This window comes from Bacteroidota bacterium (assembly GCA_018831055.1).
In the GTDB taxonomy this organism is placed as follows: Bacteria; Bacteroidota; Bacteroidia; order Bacteroidales; family B18-G4; genus M55B132.
Window position 1 is genome coordinate 1 of sequence record JAHJRE010000061.1, and the last position, 15,967, is coordinate 15,967.

A 15,967-nucleotide genomic window follows, 5' to 3' on the forward strand; every position below is an offset into this window, starting at 1 on the left:
ACCCATAACCCATAACCCATAACCCATAACCCATAACCCATAACCCATAACCCATAACCCCTCGAAACCACATATAAAGATATCTCCCAGTTTTCATTACTCACCGCTATTTCTCCTCCGAATTATCAACAATCCTGCAAATGTTATCAACCCATTCAGGATGAGCAGTTCAAAACCGAAGTTATATCCGCTAAGGATATCCTGGTCAAAAATGCTGATGACATAGCAGAGTACAGGAGAGATGATGGCAATTACCGGTACCCAACGATCTTTGACGTTATATCTTGTAAAAAGCCCAAAAGCATAAATACCTAACAAAGGGCCGTAGGTATATCCTGCCAGAGTAAAAAGTTTGGAGATTACGCTTTGGTCGTTTATTGCCCTGAATCCGATGATAACCATCATCATGATAAAGGCAATACCTGCATGTACAAAATAGCGTATTTTCATGCGCCGCTTTTCATCCCAATCTTTTTTCCGGGTAACACCAAGGATGTCGATGGTGAATGAAGTTGTAAGGGCCGTCATCGCGCTATCGGCGCTGGAATACGCGGCGGCTATAAGGCCTATGATAAAGACGATACCGGCCAGGGGAGTCATGTATTTCAGGGCTATGGTGGGAAAAAGATCATCTGTCAAAGCCGGTATTGCAATGTTAATGTAGCTTGCATAAAGATATAATACTGCACCCAGGATAAGGAATATGAAATTTACGGGGACAAGTGAAGCGCTAAGCCAGTACATATTCTTTTTCGCATCACGGATATTCCGGCAACTAAGGTTTTTCTGCATCATATCCTGATCGAGGCCTGTCATTACTATGGCAATGAAAGTTCCTGCAAAGAAATCCTTCAGATAAAAATGCCTGTGCTGCCAGTTAGTGAAAGTGAGTTGCGCGTAATCCGATTCAAATACCTGTTTGAGCAATCCCCTTAAGGGTAATTGCATTTCCGATGCAATAAGAATCACAGTGATAACCACAGCGGCAAGCATGAATGTTGTCTGGAGCATATCGGTCCATACAATGGTCCTTATCCCACCCTTGTATGTATAAAGCATGATCATCAACAGGAAAAACACCACGGTCGACCAGAACGGTATCCCCCAGGCATCGAAGACGAATATCTGCAATACGTTTACAACCAGGAACATCCTGAAAGAAGCTCCTATTATCCTGGAAAGAAGAAAAAACGATGCACCGGTTTTATATGAACTTTTGCCAAAACGTTCCTGCAGGTATGAATATATCGAAGTGAGATTCAATCTGTAATAAAGAGGTAGCAAAACATTGGCGATAACAGCATATCCCAGCAGGTAGCCAAAAACAATCATCATATATGAAAACCTGGTGTTACCAACATCCCCGGGTATGGAGATAAAAGTTACTCCTGACAAGGAAGCACCGATCATGCCATAAGCTACTACATACCAGGGAGAGCGCCGGTTTCCAATAAAAAAGGTTTCATTGTCGGCACGACGTGATGTGATCCAACCTACAGCAAAAAGTATTGCCGTATAAACAAGAAAACAGAAGAATATAAGCGATGGGGTCATAGATGCTCTCTTTCTGTAAGTTCAGCAGCAAATTCAGAAAGGGATTTAAAAATGAAATCGATCTTATCGTGGATCGGATTTTTTAAGCGTTTTGTATGGATAAAGACGGTAACCATATCAAGGGTTTTGCCGAATTCCATGTCTGTGAGGGAGTCACCCACCATAATCGATTTTGTGAATTCCACTTCCTGAAAATCTTCACGCGCCTTTAGTGCCATTCCCGGCCTGGGTTTGCGAAAAATATGGTTCTCTTTTTCGAGGTAAGGACTGTGATAAACACGGGTGATACGGCCGCCTGCCTCATGTATTCCTTTAAGCATAGTTTCATGCACTTCAGCCAGATTTTCTTCGGTCATTAAGCCTTTGCCTATACCTTGCTGATTGGTCACTACGAAAATATGTCCAAATACTCCGGAAAGATCGGCAATGGCTTGAGGCACTCCGGGCAAAAAACGAAACTGCTTTCCTGTGCGCACATAATCCATAAACCGGCGGCGGTTGATCACACCGTCACGATCGAGAAACAGACTCCAGCTTTTATCAATGTAATAATCCTTCAAAGTCATCCTGTGCCCTCTCATAATCTTCAGGTATACCTATGTCGAGAAAGTAAGCAGTACAACGCATACCATAAAATTCATCGTTTTTGTATCTTTTTTCCAGAAAATCCTTTTCAAATGAAAATCTGACCGGGAACTCCATTTCTGCTAAATAGCTTTGGTTGATAAGGTAAACTCCTCCATTGACATATCCTGCCCCTGAGTCTTCCCCTTTCTCAAAGAAGCCGGTAATCCTATGTTCGGCATCTTTTACCACCTTTCCATATCGTGAGACGTCATCGGTTTGATGCAGGGCAATGGTAATTTTGGCTGTCCGTGAAAGATGAAAGTTATACATGCGATTAAGGTGCACATCAAAATAGGTATCCCCGTTGGCAACGAGCACCTGTCCCGAATCAGCCAATTGCATAGCCTTCATGATAGCACCGCCGGTCCCGAGCGGATCATCTTCAATGGAATACACAATTTCAACATTTTTAAACCGATCTCCGAAATAATCCCGGATCATTTCGTGTTTATGACCAACCGCAAGAATAAACTTCTTTATGCCCCATTCTTCAAGGTATTGCATTTGATATTCCAGGAAAGGGTGTCCCCCGACCGGAGCCATGGATTTAGGCAGGTCAGGGACTGACTTTTGAAGCCGTGTTCCGAGTCCGCCGGCAAGAATAATTACTTCCCTGATCATTTTGGAAACAGTTCTTTTTCTATAATCTCACATATCAGGTGACCAATAAAAATGTGGTTTTCCTGTATTCTGGCAGTATCTTCCGATGGCACCCGAATGAGAATGTCGCAGGAAGTCCTCATTTTACCACCATCCGCACCGGTAAAACCTATTGTTGACATTTTTTTTAATGCAGCCGTTTCAAGAGCTTTTAACACATTGGGAGAGTTACCTGATGTGGAAAAAGCTATCAGGACATCTCCGGCTTTTCCTCGTCCTTGTATAATCCTGGAAAAAATATCAGCATAACTGTAGTCATTTGCAACGGCGGTAAGATAGGATGTATTGACATGAAGGGCTTCAGCATCCAGTGGCGGTCTGTCGTAGTAAAACCTTCCGGAAAGCTCGGCAGCAATATGCTGGGCATCGGCAGCACTGCCTCCGTTGCCGCATAGCAATATTTTACCCTCTTTACGGAAAGCTCCAATGCAGATTTGGGCCGCTTTCATGATCCATTCCTGCAAATCATTATCCTGCAGTATGCTTTCTTTTATTTTTATAGCTTCCCTGATTCTGTTAGTGATCATTAGAGTTAATATTTTTCCATGTGAATGATTTCCGAAAGAGACTTACGCTCTTTAGCGTGCCTGTCGGGTTCTTTATGGTCAGCAGGATACCCTAGTGGTAAAATTACCACCGGCTCAATATGCTCCGGCAAGCCAAGTATTTCTGAGCAACGCTTTTTATCAAAGTTACAAACCCAGCAAGTGGCAAGTCCCAAATCTGCGGCCTCAAGGGTCATATGGTCTGTTGCGATCGCTACATCGATATCCATATGATCTTTTTCATCACCCCTCCTCCAGGAATGAAGGTGGTCACCGCATATTACAATGACGACGGGGGCTGTCTTAAACCATTCTCTTTTATATACTTCATACAGGATGCTTCTTTGCTTCCTAAGTATAATGAATTCCCAGGGCTGGTAGTTGGCAGCAGATGGCGCTATTCGTCCTGCTTCCAGTATGCGGTGCAGCTTATCCTCTTCTACCGGTTTGTCTAAATACTTCCTGGATGCAAAACGCCTTCTGGCAATTTCAAGAAAACCCATATTTTATTTTTTTTGAGTATCGTGAATGATCAATATCAGGTAACCTGCTCTATGGTTGCTGGCAGCAGCTTGCAGGTTACAGGCTGCATGTAGTTTGGGTGTGGGTGATGAGTGAATAAGTTGTCGCTTGCAACCTGTCGCCTGTAACTTTGTGTTAATGTTTCCCAATACTCATATTATTTTTTTGTGAACAAAAATAACAATAACAACAATACGCAGCATAAGGATGGAAAAACCCAAATAATATTATTTTTGCCTCATAACCTGATAGAATGAAAAAAGTTATCGGTTTCGTAATTAGGTACGTTCCCAGGAAGTACTTACAGCGCTTTAGCCATATAAGCGCCAGGGTGATGGGTGTTTTTTACCCGGGGAACAATGTTGAATGCCCTGTTTGCGGCTCACATTACCGGAAATTTCTTCCTTACGGCCGCTTCCGCATGCGCGACAACGCCCTGTGCCCTCATTGTCTTTCCCTTGAAAGACACCGTTTAATGTGGTTGTACCTGAAAAACAAAACGGAATTCTTCCAAAAACCCGCAAAAGTATTGCATATCGCTCCTGAATATTGCTTTATCAAGCGTTTTCAGAAACTTAAAAATATCGACTACTATTCTGCCGACCTTGAATCACCGTTGGCCAGAGTCAGGTTGGATGTCCAGAACATCCCTTTTGATAACGACAGTTTCGATGTCATTTTCTGTAATCATACACTGGAACATGTAAAAGACGATATTAAAGCCTTAAACGAGTTGTACCGTGTTATGAAACCCGGCGGATGGGGTATCATTATCTCCCCGATCAATGTATCCAGGGATAAAACCTACGAAGATGCTTCCATCACAAGTCCGGCAGAGAGGGAAAAACATTTCGGACAAAGCGACCACTTACGGGAATATGGATTGGATTATCCCGAAAGACTTAAAACAGGCGGGTTTAAAGTGGAAATCGTGGATTTGATCTCCGGAATGGATCCGGAACGGGTCAAACGTTATGGGCTGATGGTCTATGATGCGTTTACGGAAGAGGATCTTGTGTATGTGGTGAAGAAGTGAACCAGGCTGCAGGTTACAGGCTGCAGGTTACAGGTTGCAGGTTTCAGGCTACAGGTTTCAGGGAGTTAGAGGGTGAAGTATCGAGTGGTGGGTTTTCTCCTGCAACCTGCAACATGCAACTTGAAGTCTTTCCCTTTCCCTTTCCCTTTTCATTTCTTCCTGAACATTTCCGTTGCCCGGTCAAAGATCCCGTGAACATAGGCGATGGCGAGTCCGTAGTTGGTGACGGGGATACCGGCATCAGTGGCGGGTTTCAGCCGGTTCAGGATTTGCCGGCGGGTAATGACACATCCACCGCATTGTATTACCATGGCATATTCATGAATATCCACAGGCAAATTACTTAGTCCGGCTACAATATCAAAGTGAAGTTTCTTCCCGGTAAATTCCTGCATCCATTTGGGTAATTTGATGCGGCCAATATCTTCGCAGGAAACCTGATGGGTGCAGGATTCAAGCATAAGTATCCTGTCGCCGTCTTTGAGGGTCGAAATGGCACCGGTTCCCTGCAAATAATTCAGAAAATCCCCTTTTTGCCTGGCCAGAAGAATACTAAAACTGGTAAGAGGAATATCGTTGCTTATCAATTGACTTACCAGACCGAAAGCCTGTGAATCGGTTACTGCAAGGGCAGGTTTAATGCCTGTTTTATCCAGGAAGCCTTTGATTTCTGTTTCTTTCAGGATTATAGCGATGGCGTCGTGATCCAGCACATCACGAAGCACCTGCACCTGGGGTAATATCATCCTGCCTTCAGGGGCCTCGGAATCAATAGGAGTAATCAGCATGACAAGATCGCCCGGCCGGATCAGATCGCCCAGAATAGTAGTGCGTTGCAGCAAATCCTGCGGAAGCACCTTCCGTATCATGTCGGCAACAGCATCCGGATCATCCTTACGGATACAGGAAAAATCCATCACAACCGCACCGGTTTCATTTTCAATCTGGCTTTGTGTTTCATGACTTATGGCTTCCTGATCTGCTTTGTTGTGGATAAAAAAGAAAGGGATACCATATTCTCTACAGCGGCTTACAAGGCTTATTTCTTCATCTCCTACAGTATTTGCAGTGATAACGATAATAGCCAGATCAATAATTTTCAAGGCTTCTGCCGTTTTTTCTATTCTGAGTCTGCCCAGGTCACCCGTGTCATCTATGCCGGCTGTGTCAATCAAAATCACCGGACCTATCCCGAATAGCTCTATCGATTTCTTCACCGGATCGGTTGTTGTACCCGGCACATCCGAAACTATGGCAATGTTTTGTTTAGCCAATGCATTGATGAGTGAACTCTTGCCGTTATTCCTCCGGCCAAAAATTCCTATGTGTATTTTGTTTTCACGTCCTTTTTTGACTGTCATATGGGGAAATTTGTTGCAAAAGTAAGAAAAATGAAAGGAGGCTGGGATGCTGGGGACTGGGGTGCTAGGGGCTGGGGTGCTGGGATGCTGGGATGCTGGGTACTGGGGTGCTGATTGGATTGTCTCAAATTGCCATGCTTTGGCTCCAAAAACCCAGTCCCCCAGTCTCCCAGTCTCCCAGTCTCCCAGTCTCCCAGTCTCCCAGTCTCCCAGTCCCCAGCATCCCAGTCCCCAGCATCCTAATTTACTTCGTCCAATTCATCTGCCCCTGCGTCAATCTCCCCCCATAATTCATACGAGCGTCTCCAAAGCTTCTCTCCTTCTTCGGGAAGGTATACTTTGGGGTCCATTTTTTTGCTCTTGAACATGTGTTGGTACTCATTGGTTCGTCCCTCGTAATCAGGCGAAATGGCCATGTATACCACCGGAAGGGCTGCTTTGGCAGGAGAGCGGAAGATAACTCTGAAAATGGCACCCAGGATCGCCCTCAGGATAAACGGAGCTTCTTTGATAATGTTGGAATGGACAGGACCGGGACAGATCACATTAACCCCCACATCCACCTGTTTACCATTAAGCTTCCTGGAAAGTTCTGTTGCATAAGTGTTCAGGATCAGCTTGAAATAGCTGTAGTTTGCTATACCTTTACTTACACCGTGTTCTATGAACCTGCCAAACTCGTTATAATCAATGTATGAGGAACCCTGATGGGAATCCGATGAAATGAAAATGATGCGTGGTTTAAAACTCTTTTCCTGATTGTTTCTGGAAATTACTCCTTCATTTAGCAATAAAGTACAAAGCATCACATTTGACAGGTAATTTACCAGGAACATCTCATCCTGGCCTGATTCTGTTTTTCTGGCTTTGGGCAGGGCAACCCCGGCATTCATAATGGAAACATCCGGTTTTATACCATCTTTTACAAGCCCGTCAACAAAATCGTGGATAGTGTCTATTTTACTCAAATCCAGGAAACGGGCTTCAACTGTATCTGAACCGCTTCGTTCCCTTACCTTTTTTTCCGTTTCTTTTAACAAACGGCGGTTGGCCATAATCACTCTCGCCCCTCTCCTGGCCATCTCAACTGCAAGAGCGAACCCCAAGCCTGAATTTGCCCCGGTGACCAGGCATGTTTTGCCGTCGAAACGGTCACTGCCGGTTAAACGATCAGAAAACTCCTGCTTCCTGAATAAATCCCAAAACCCTGCCATTGCTGCAACAACAGGATTGTCAAATCTTCCGTGCGACATGATACTTACTATTCTTTGCTCTGCAAAGTACGAAAATGATACCGAAATTCTTCCGGTTTGAAAGCAAATAAATTTTTATTGTGTTTCGGAAGGCAATAAAGATTAGTGGCAGGTTGCAGGTTACAGGGTGCAGGGAGTTTGAGGGTGAAGTATTGAGTAATGAGTTGGCTCCTGCGATCCAAACCTGTTAGGCAAGTTGCAGGTTACAGGCTGCAGGGAGTTTGAGGGTGAAGTATTGAGTAATGGGTTGGCTCCTGCGATCCAAACCTGTCAGCGTCCGTAGGACCTGACAGCGTTTGATAAAACGTCATTTTAACTTCATGATAACCTTAATTACCAGGAACATCAACACTAAAAAAAAGATAATTGCAGCTCCGGAAGGGATATCCAGGAAATACGAGGCAATGAGCCCGCTTACTGTCCCAATCAAACCGAATAGTATGGAAAGAATCATCATACGGTAAAAATTGCCGGTGAACAGGGTCGCGATGCTTTGAGGGATGGTGAGCAGTGAAAGTACCAGAATGATGCCTACAACCCGGATATTGAATACTATCGTCAGAGCCAGCATCACCATCATAGAGTATTTTATAAACGTAACAGGAATCCTGCGGGTAATTGCATAACTTTCATCAAAAGCAACATACAAAATGTAGCGATAGAACAAAAAGAAATAGGATAGTATAAGGACCACCAGAAGGGTTAGCATCCAAAGATCCGTATTTGATACCGTAAGAATGCTTCCAAACAGATAGGTCATAAGATTTGGAGCATAACCCGGGGTAATAAAAATAAAAATGATCCCAATTGCCATTCCAAACGACCATAGGATGGCTATAGCGGAATCTTCCCTTATGGATATCCTCCTGGAAGCATATTCAATACCCAGTGCAGAAAGAACAGCAAAACCGGCTGCTCCGAGAATTGGATTGATTCCCAGAAAGTAACCTAATCCTATCCCTCCAAAGGATGCATGGGTCAAACCACCACTAATAAAAACAATGCGGCGTGTTACAATGTAGGTCCCCATAATGCCGCAGGAAATAGCCGTTAAAACCGCTGTGATCATCGACATCCTGAAAAAACCAAAACTCCAGATTTCCCCTATAAAAGTTTCCATTATGAATGATCTTTAAGTACAGTATGTGGCACATGACCATGGGTAATGATTTGAATGGGACAGTCGTATGAGGCAAGCTGGTCGTTCGTGATTTTGTTGGAATCATGGTAATGCAGCTTACGGTTCACGCAGGCAATACTCCTTATATAATAGGAAATCGTTCCCACATCATGGGATACGAGAAGGATAGCCATGTGTTGGTTCAACTTCACAAGGTTTTTATACAGATCGTGCTCAAATTTAGCATCTACGAAGGTGTTGGGTTCGTCAAGAATAAGAAGCTTAGGACCGGAAATAATGGCCCGGCACAAGAAAACCCTTTGCATCTGACCACCTGAGAGTTCCCCGATGGGTTTGCGGCTTAAGTCAACTATTCCCATTTCCTGTAAAAGAGAATGTGCTTTCTCTTTATGTTCTTTCCTGATCCTGTTTGGAAAGAAACGATTGTTGCTCATGCCGGAAAGTACTACTTCTAGAACCGACATGGGAAAACGAAAATCAAACTGATGTATCTGTGGAAGGTAACCTATAGGGCTTTTTTCCTGATCAAACAGGTATCCTATACTCCCCTTGGATGGCTTGATCAGTCCCAGGATGCTTTTTACCAAAGTGGTTTTACCACCTCCATTTGGTCCTATAATACCAATGAAATCATGGTCATAAACGTCAAGGTTGACATCCTGAAGGGCTTTGTAGCCATTATAGGATACATCGAGGGATCTGACTTCCAGAATTTTTTGTTTCATTTTACTGGCTCAGAGCATTTTTCAATTCACTGACAATATGATTTATCCCCTCATTCCAATCTTCCGCGAGCGGATCGATGACAACCAACCCAGCCCCCGCTTCCTCTGCAACAGTGGCAGCATGTTCGGTATCAAACTCCCTTTGCACAAAGATAATCTTAATATTTTTCTCCCTTGCGAGGGAAACAATATCTGCCATGTACTTCACCGAGGGTTCCTTGCCTTCTTTTTCAACCGAAACCTGTTCCAATCCGTAATCCCTGGCAAAGTACGTAAGCGCCGGGTGATAAATGAAAAAGGTTCGCCCCGGCAAACTGTTGAGATCTGCCTGATAAGTACTGTCAAGAACTTTCAATTCTTTCAGGAATGAGTTATAATTTCCGGCATAATACAACTGATTATCCGGATCTTGTTCAACAAGTGACTTGTATATATTCTGCGCGATGATCATGACATTTCTTGGCGACATCCATGTATGCGGGTCCACACCATGCTCTTCATGGTCTTCTTCTCCGTGGCTATGTCCTCCATGGATCAGCGGAATACCTTCAGATACATTGATAAATTTCAACTCCGGATTGTTTTTCTTCAATTCGGAAATCCATGCATTCTCATAGCCGATATGTCCAATCATAAAATAAATATCAGCATCCGAAAGCTTTGCTATTTGTTTCGGTGTGGGATCATAAATGGCTGGACTTACCCCGGGAGGTATCATCACCGTGATATCAACAGCCTTATCTCCGGCGATTTTTTCCAGAAAATACTTCTGCGGTAATATACTTACTACCAAATTAAGATTTCCGTCGTCTTGTTTTTGAGTATTGCTACAGGAATAGGCTATAACAAGGAAAAGTAAAAGCAATATAGAATTCTTCATAATTTCTTGTATTAACTGATCGTAGTATGATGAAGTAAAATTAATGCTAAATACAGGAAGTAAACAGGTGAGAAGTAGAAAAGTTGTAATATGATCTAAGATCGGAGATCGGAGATCGGAGAATGAGATCGGAGAATGAGATCGGAGAATGAGATCGGAGATCGAAGAAAAAAATTCCGATATTTGCAGGCTTAAAACATTTTGGGGATTGAATTTTTCGAACGAGCAGCGGAGTAAGATCACGGGTGCGATTGCCATCAGCATTGCGGCTATATTATGGGGGGTTGATGGAATAGTTCTCACACCTGCTTTATATAATCTTGATGTAGCCTTTGTGGTTTTCATGCTCCATGCCATTCCTTTTCTGATCATGAATACGTTCATGTATCGTCAGTATCGTTATCTGAGAGAATTCCCATCAGCCGATCTGTTTCTGTTTATTGCAATAGCTCTTACCGGTGGCGCCATAGGAACCATAGCCGTGGTTAAAGCGCTTTTCCTGGTTGAGTTTAAAAAACTTACCATAGTCATTCTGCTTCAAAAGCTTCAACCGGTTTTTGCCATTGCGCTTGCAACCATCATCCTGAAGGAAAAACTGAAGAGATATTATCTGGTTTGGGCCTCAATTGCAATAGTGGCAAGTTATTTCCTGACTTTCGGGACACGACTGCCCGATCTTCAAAGTGGGGAAAAAACGGTTTATGCGGCTCTCTTTTCTTTGTTGGCAGCTTTCGCTTTCGGAAGTTCCACCGTGCTTAGCAAAAAGGTGCTGGGTAATTATTCTTTCTATACAGCCACGTTTTATCGATATGGTTTTACCTCGCTTTTTATGCTTATTTATGTTCTTGCAGCCGGTCTGATCAATAGTTTTGGGGAAGTTACGCCAAGGAACTGGCTTTATTTTCTCATCATTGCATTTACAACGGGTTCGGGGGCCATTTTCCTCTATTATTACGGATTACGTAAGGTGAGGGCAATCATATCAACCATATGTGAGTTGTTTTTCCCCGTGTCTGCTATCATATTGGACTATCTCATCAACCATCAGGTCCTTTCTGCAATTCAATGGATATCAGCAGCTGTTCTGATTTTTTCCATTGTAAACCTGAATTTAAGCAATTCCCGTGCTGCACGAAAGGAAAAAATGCTTAACTTCGAAAACAACCAAAAAAAATCGTTATGACTGAACATGAAAAACTTAAACTTGTATATACAGGTTCCGTGCTGGACGCTAACTATCTCATTACCATTCTCCAGGAAAACGGAATTGATGCTATGCTCAGGGATACTCTTGAAGAAAGCCTTAAAGCCGGATGGGTTTCCGGTGCCCAGGAAGATGCCGGTCTGGTTTATGTGATGGAAGAAGATTTTGAAAAAGCCAGCAAAATTGCCGATGATTATAAAAATTCCCTGAAATAACTTAAACGTCTCGCAATGCATAGAATTGCCGTGGATGCGGATATCGAAATGATAAGTCTGAGACTGAAATCCGCAGAAGAGATCTTTCGTAATGTTGAAGAATCAAGGTCATTTCTTGAAGAATGGCTTCCCTGGGTTCCCGAAACTCAGGGTATAGAAGATGTACAGCGCTATATTCGACAGGTTAACGATAAAAAATGCCCTAAACACGACGAATCCTTTGAAATCCGTTTTAATGAGGAATTTGCAGGTATTGTTACACTTAAGGAAATAGACACTTTTAATAGAAAAGCAGAAATTGGTTACTGGCTTACCAAACGCTATGCCGGCAAAGGAATCATGATGCGTTCCTGCAAGGCCCTGATCCAATATGCCTTTGAAGACCTTGGACTTAACAAGGTTTTCATCCGCTGCAGTGTCGAAAATGTTCGTAGTTGCAACATCCCCAAACAATTGCAGTTTACTTTCGAGGGAATAGAAAGGGAAGGCGAATTCCTAAATAGAAAATTTGTCGACCTGAAAATCTACAGCATGTTAAAAAAGGAATGGCTTAAGATACATGTCAATAACAGGAAACACTGATTGCATAGGCGATTACTTTTTGTATAACCAGCAAGCTTATCCGGTTAATGACTTCCAACAGGATTTTCTTACCTCCGGAAAATCACTTTATGAAGTAATACGCATTATTCAACGCAAACCGTTGTTCCTGGAAGAACACCTCGACAGACTTCAACGTTCGGCAGAATTATCTCAATTGGATATCCTACCCCCTAAGAATGCTATTGTTCAGTCGATGAAAACCCTTTGTGATATTAATTCCCTGGTTAATGGGAATATGAAGCTTGTTTTCAGGACTTTGAATGGTAATAATGATTATATTTTTTTCTATGATTGCCATAAATACCCTCAAGCAGAAGAATATGCAAAGGGCGTTCCGGTAGGGATACATTACGCCGAACGCCCTGACCCCAATGTCAAACTGGTAAATATGGCCCTGCGCAAAGCCTCGAGACAACATATGCAGGAAGGTGGGTACTATGAAGTCATCCTGGTAAACCGGAATGAAGATATCACAGAAGGTAGCCGTTCCAATATTTTCTTTATTTCAGGAAAAGAGGTATTTACCCCTCCCCTTTCCGAAGTGCTCCCCGGTATAACACGGCAAAAGATCATTGATATTTGCGAAAAGCGCCATATCCCTCTTCATGAACAGACTATTCCTCTCTCATCCATAAGCTCCTTCGAATCAGCTTTTATTACAGCAACCTCTCCCAAGGTTCTGCCTCTTCGAAGTATCGGCAATACGATATTTTCTGTGAATAATCCCATCACCAATACGATCAGCCAGGATTACAACAAACTCATTGAGATGGATTTACAAGACTTCCATGCCTGGGATTAAGGCTATTGGGCTTCTATCCTCCCCATCGTACCCGAAATAACTCTTATCTCAAATGTTTTTGCAGGAATGGCTTCCATGTCATCAGGAGGTAATAAAGCCATTTGAAGTATGGTTTCTCCGGAAGAAATGGTCTGAAATTCAAACTGGAAAGATTTAATAGGCTTACCATTTTCATTAAATTCCATGATGCGTGCAGGTCCCAGGAATTTGATGACCGTGCTGTCGTAGGAGATAGCCTTCCAAACCAAGGGGCTGTCAGGAAACCCTTTCAAAACAACATCAAAAGGAGTTAACTCGCTGAGCTCGATGGTCCGGCCATTATCGCTTTCCGTTAAAGGACCCATGCAGGAAGATATTCCTGCTACTACCATCATAATCAGGGCAAAAAGTAAAGTCTTTTTCATTATGTACAATCTTCCTTGTTCCTTTCAAATGTACAACAATTTGTTATAATAGCATCGGGGATGATTAATATTAAGATACAGGTGGCACGTTTCAGGTTTCAGGCTGCAGGTAGTCTGGGTGTGGGTGATGAGTGATGAGTTGTCGCTTGCAACCTGCAACCTGCAACCTGCAACTTTTTGTTAATGTTTCCCGATACTCATTATTTCTTAAATTAGCTTTGATTAATTAAAGTGATATGAAACCAACTTTCTTATTATTATCCCTCTTTATACTGGCTTTCCTGGATGCAACAACACAGCCTATTATTATTGAAGACCCCTTCCTGCAAATTGATGCCGGACAGAACGATCCCCTTTATACGACATACACGGCCGCGATGGAAAGATCAAGGCTCTATGGCGATAAAGGTTATAAGATGGATTATTATTCCAATTGCCTGCCGGTTAGTTATGAATCCGATCAATCGGGCAAAATGTTTTGCCTGTGGAAGGTAAACCAGGTTGTTATCCGCAATTCGGGAGAATACCATAGCAAACCTATTGTGAAGGCATCTTTTTCCGATATGGCAGTGACCAACTATTCTCCCTGGCCAGGGATAGAAGCGGAAGAGACGTTTTTCGTATACAGCTCAAAAATCGCCATGGTCAACCTCTTTATCCGGAATACGGGTAGTGAAAAGGTAGAGATCGAGCTCTACCCGGTTTTGTATTTCGATAAGGATTCGCTTCTTATCAGGCAGGCAGATGGTGGTGAATACATCCTGGGACATTACGAAACCAGAAAACGGTTGATCAGTAACCTTTATGCAAAAGGAGGTTATCCGACACATTGGACCGACATCTTTACCATGGATGTTACACCCTATTCCTACGGTGGATACACTGGGGATATGGATGATTTTTACAATACCATTAAGACCGACTTTTACTCGGAAGACCGCTGTGATTCGCTTAATCTGCAGGATTCAGGGTATGTTCGTTTTACTGCTTTGCACGGGAAGTTTAGCCTGGAGCCTGGCTCTTATTATAACATCCGGTTTTTCAGGGGTATGCAGGATGAGTCGGAAGACACAAAGTCATTACAGGATGAGATCAGCACGTTGAATAACCTTCCGATCCAGCCTTATTTCGACCGTAACGCGGCATTATACCTTAACCTGCCTCGTCCTGATTTCCGATCCCCCAGGGAAAAGATGATATACCTGGGTGCCATGAACCTTGCCAGGGGCTGTATGCTGCCACCTGCAGGTGAGACATCCTACAATTTCTATGTGTTTTCCCGCGAGCCTCTATGGGGTTGGGGGCATGGCCACCAGGTGCTGCACGAGTCGCTGAGTATGCTGGCCTATGCTTACTTAGATCCTTTTTCAGCCCAGGAAAGCCAGCGTGTATACATGGAGCAACAGGGCGACGACGGACTCATCGCATACCGTCATGGCCCAAGAGGAGCCCAGACCTATCCTCATAAAGACATGCCGACCACTTCCGCTCCATTCTATTCCTGGATAAACTGGGAGGTTTACCTGGCAGGACGTGACCAACAATTCCTGGAAGATGCCTATGTTTCGGGAACAAAATACCTCGAATGGCTGCAAAAAAACCGTGATACCGACCAGGATGGATTATACGAATGGGGCCCCTATGGCATTATTGAGAATGTTCGCGACTGGTATAATGCCGTGTTTCAGGTCTCGGCCGAACGCTACCTGGATGTGGATAAGGAAGATATTTCCGATGAACTGGAATGCCTCGATCTTAGTTTGATGATCGTCAATGAGATGAGGCATCTGGGATATATGGCCACTGAATTGGGAAAGAAAAAAGAGGCTGCCCGTTGGGAAAAGGAAGCCGATAAGCTGTCGGAAAAGATCAATGAAGTGATGTGGGATGAGGAAAGCGGATTCTTTTATTCTGTGGATAAAGATGACCATAGTTTTATGTTCATGACCCGTGACTTGCGCCGGCAAGAGATCATCGGTTTCCTGCCGCTGTGGTCGAAATCTGTTTCTCCGGAAAGGGCTGATATCCTGGTGAAAACCCTGACCGATCCGGATAAGTTCTGGCGAAAATACGGTGTCCCCACCCTGACAGCAGATGATCCATGGTATAGTCCGAATGTAGATTACTGCTGCAAATGGAACGGCCCCGTTTGGCTGTTATGGGATTACATGGTTTTTCGCGGATTGCTGAATTACGGATATGATGACCTCGCCAACGAACTGGGTGGAAAGATGCTGGATGCCGTATCCATCCAACTGTCAAAAAATCATAATTTCTGGGAATCTTACAGTCCGGATAACGAAGTGCTCAACTGCCCGCCCAATTATATATGGGATGCGATTATGGGGAGGGTGATAATGGAGATGAATGAATAACTGGGGGCTGGGTACTGGGGGTTGGGTAATGGGGGCTGGGTACTGGGAAGTTTAGAGTTG

Annotated in this window: 17 protein-coding genes; 6 read left to right on the forward strand and 11 right to left on the reverse strand. The window is 43.6% G+C overall.

Annotated features, from left to right (window positions below):
* Nucleotides 1-96: 96 nt before the first annotated feature.
* Genes KKA81_03620 through KKA81_03640 form a run of 5 tightly spaced genes read right to left on the reverse strand, consistent with a single transcriptional unit; the run spans nt 97 to nt 3,889 of the window.
* Nucleotides 97-1,554 (reverse strand): sodium:solute symporter, encoded by a 1,458-nt coding sequence (locus KKA81_03620; GenBank protein ID MBU2650000.1) that lies wholly within the window; start codon nt 1,552-1,554, stop codon nt 97-99.
* On the reverse strand, nt 1,551-2,135 hold the full coding sequence (locus KKA81_03625) for an HAD-IIIA family hydrolase (GenBank protein MBU2650001.1): 585 nt from the start codon (nt 2,133-2,135) through the stop codon (nt 1,551-1,553). The genes KKA81_03620 and KKA81_03625 overlap by 4 nt, the downstream gene beginning before the upstream one ends.
* Nucleotides 2,095-2,802: a nucleotidyltransferase family protein gene (locus KKA81_03630; GenBank protein MBU2650002.1), complete on the reverse strand. Its 708-nt coding sequence runs from the start codon at nt 2,800-2,802 to the stop codon at nt 2,095-2,097. Before KKA81_03630 ends, KKA81_03625 begins: the two co-directional genes overlap by 41 nt.
* On the reverse strand, nt 2,799-3,368 hold the full coding sequence (locus KKA81_03635; GenBank protein MBU2650003.1) for a D-sedoheptulose 7-phosphate isomerase: 570 nt from the start codon (nt 3,366-3,368) through the stop codon (nt 2,799-2,801). The genes KKA81_03630 and KKA81_03635 overlap by 4 nt, the downstream gene beginning before the upstream one ends.
* Nucleotides 3,369-3,373: 5 nt before the next feature.
* A complete protein-coding gene (locus KKA81_03640) occupies nt 3,374-3,889 on the reverse strand; it encodes a nitroreductase family protein (protein MBU2650004.1) in 516 nt (171 codons plus the stop codon).
* Nucleotides 3,890-4,161: 272 nt separating this feature from the next.
* Between KKA81_03640 and KKA81_03645 the strand changes: the two genes are divergently transcribed.
* Complete coding sequence (locus KKA81_03645; protein MBU2650005.1) at nt 4,162-4,944, forward strand: methyltransferase domain-containing protein; 783 nt, start codon at nt 4,162-4,164, stop codon at nt 4,942-4,944.
* Between the two features lie 149 nt (nt 4,945-5,093).
* Here KKA81_03645 and hydF read toward each other — a convergent pair whose 3' ends face one another.
* From hydF to KKA81_03670, 5 genes are all read right to left on the reverse strand, one after another.
* Nucleotides 5,094-6,305, reverse strand: a complete 1,212-nt coding sequence (hydF, locus tag KKA81_03650; GenBank protein ID MBU2650006.1) for a [FeFe] hydrogenase H-cluster maturation GTPase HydF — start codon at nt 6,303-6,305, stop codon at nt 5,094-5,096.
* Nucleotides 6,306-6,544: 239 nt separating this feature from the next.
* Nucleotides 6,545-7,558, reverse strand: coding sequence for an SDR family NAD(P)-dependent oxidoreductase (locus KKA81_03655; protein MBU2650007.1), 1,014 nt, complete (start codon nt 7,556-7,558; stop codon nt 6,545-6,547).
* Nucleotides 7,559-7,865: 307 nt separating this feature from the next.
* A complete protein-coding gene (locus tag KKA81_03660) occupies nt 7,866-8,678 on the reverse strand; it encodes a metal ABC transporter permease (GenBank protein MBU2650008.1) in 813 nt (270 codons plus the stop codon).
* Nucleotides 8,678-9,424 carry an ATP-binding cassette domain-containing protein gene (locus tag KKA81_03665; GenBank protein ID MBU2650009.1) on the reverse strand — a complete coding sequence of 249 codons (747 nt, stop codon included), beginning with the start codon at nt 9,422-9,424 and terminating at the stop codon, nt 8,678-8,680. Before KKA81_03665 ends, KKA81_03660 begins: the two co-directional genes overlap by 1 nt.
* A 1-nt stretch (nt 9,425) precedes the next feature.
* Nucleotides 9,426-10,304 carry a zinc ABC transporter substrate-binding protein gene (locus tag KKA81_03670; protein MBU2650010.1) on the reverse strand — a complete coding sequence of 293 codons (879 nt, stop codon included), beginning with the start codon at nt 10,302-10,304 and terminating at the stop codon, nt 9,426-9,428.
* 148 nt (nt 10,305-10,452) lie between these two features.
* Between KKA81_03670 and KKA81_03675 the strand changes: the two genes are divergently transcribed.
* The 4 genes from KKA81_03675 to KKA81_03690 are packed head-to-tail and all read left to right on the forward strand — an operon-like array spanning nt 10,453 to nt 13,128.
* On the forward strand, nt 10,453-11,487 hold the full coding sequence (locus KKA81_03675; GenBank protein MBU2650011.1) for a DMT family transporter: 1,035 nt from the start codon (nt 10,453-10,455) through the stop codon (nt 11,485-11,487).
* Nucleotides 11,484-11,723 (forward strand): DUF2007 domain-containing protein, encoded by a 240-nt coding sequence (locus KKA81_03680; protein MBU2650012.1) that lies wholly within the window; start codon nt 11,484-11,486, stop codon nt 11,721-11,723. The genes KKA81_03675 and KKA81_03680 overlap by 4 nt, the downstream gene beginning before the upstream one ends.
* Before the next feature lie 15 nt (nt 11,724-11,738).
* Entirely contained in the window at nt 11,739-12,305 is a 567-nt protein-coding gene (locus KKA81_03685) for a GNAT family N-acetyltransferase (GenBank protein MBU2650013.1), read from the forward strand.
* Nucleotides 12,283-13,128 carry an aminotransferase class IV gene (locus tag KKA81_03690; GenBank protein MBU2650014.1) on the forward strand — a complete coding sequence of 282 codons (846 nt, stop codon included), beginning with the start codon at nt 12,283-12,285 and terminating at the stop codon, nt 13,126-13,128. The genes KKA81_03685 and KKA81_03690 overlap by 23 nt, the downstream gene beginning before the upstream one ends.
* Nucleotides 13,129-13,130: 2 nt before the next feature.
* Here the strand turns inward: KKA81_03690 and KKA81_03695 are convergent, their stop codons facing one another.
* A complete protein-coding gene (locus tag KKA81_03695) occupies nt 13,131-13,532 on the reverse strand; it encodes a protease inhibitor I42 family protein (GenBank protein ID MBU2650015.1) in 402 nt (133 codons plus the stop codon).
* Nucleotides 13,533-13,768: 236 nt separating this feature from the next.
* Here KKA81_03695 and KKA81_03700 point away from each other — a divergent pair, with 236 nt between their 5' ends.
* Nucleotides 13,769-15,907, forward strand: coding sequence for a hypothetical protein (locus KKA81_03700; GenBank protein MBU2650016.1), 2,139 nt, complete (start codon nt 13,769-13,771; stop codon nt 15,905-15,907).
* The last annotated feature ends 60 nt before the right edge of the window (nt 15,908-15,967 follow it).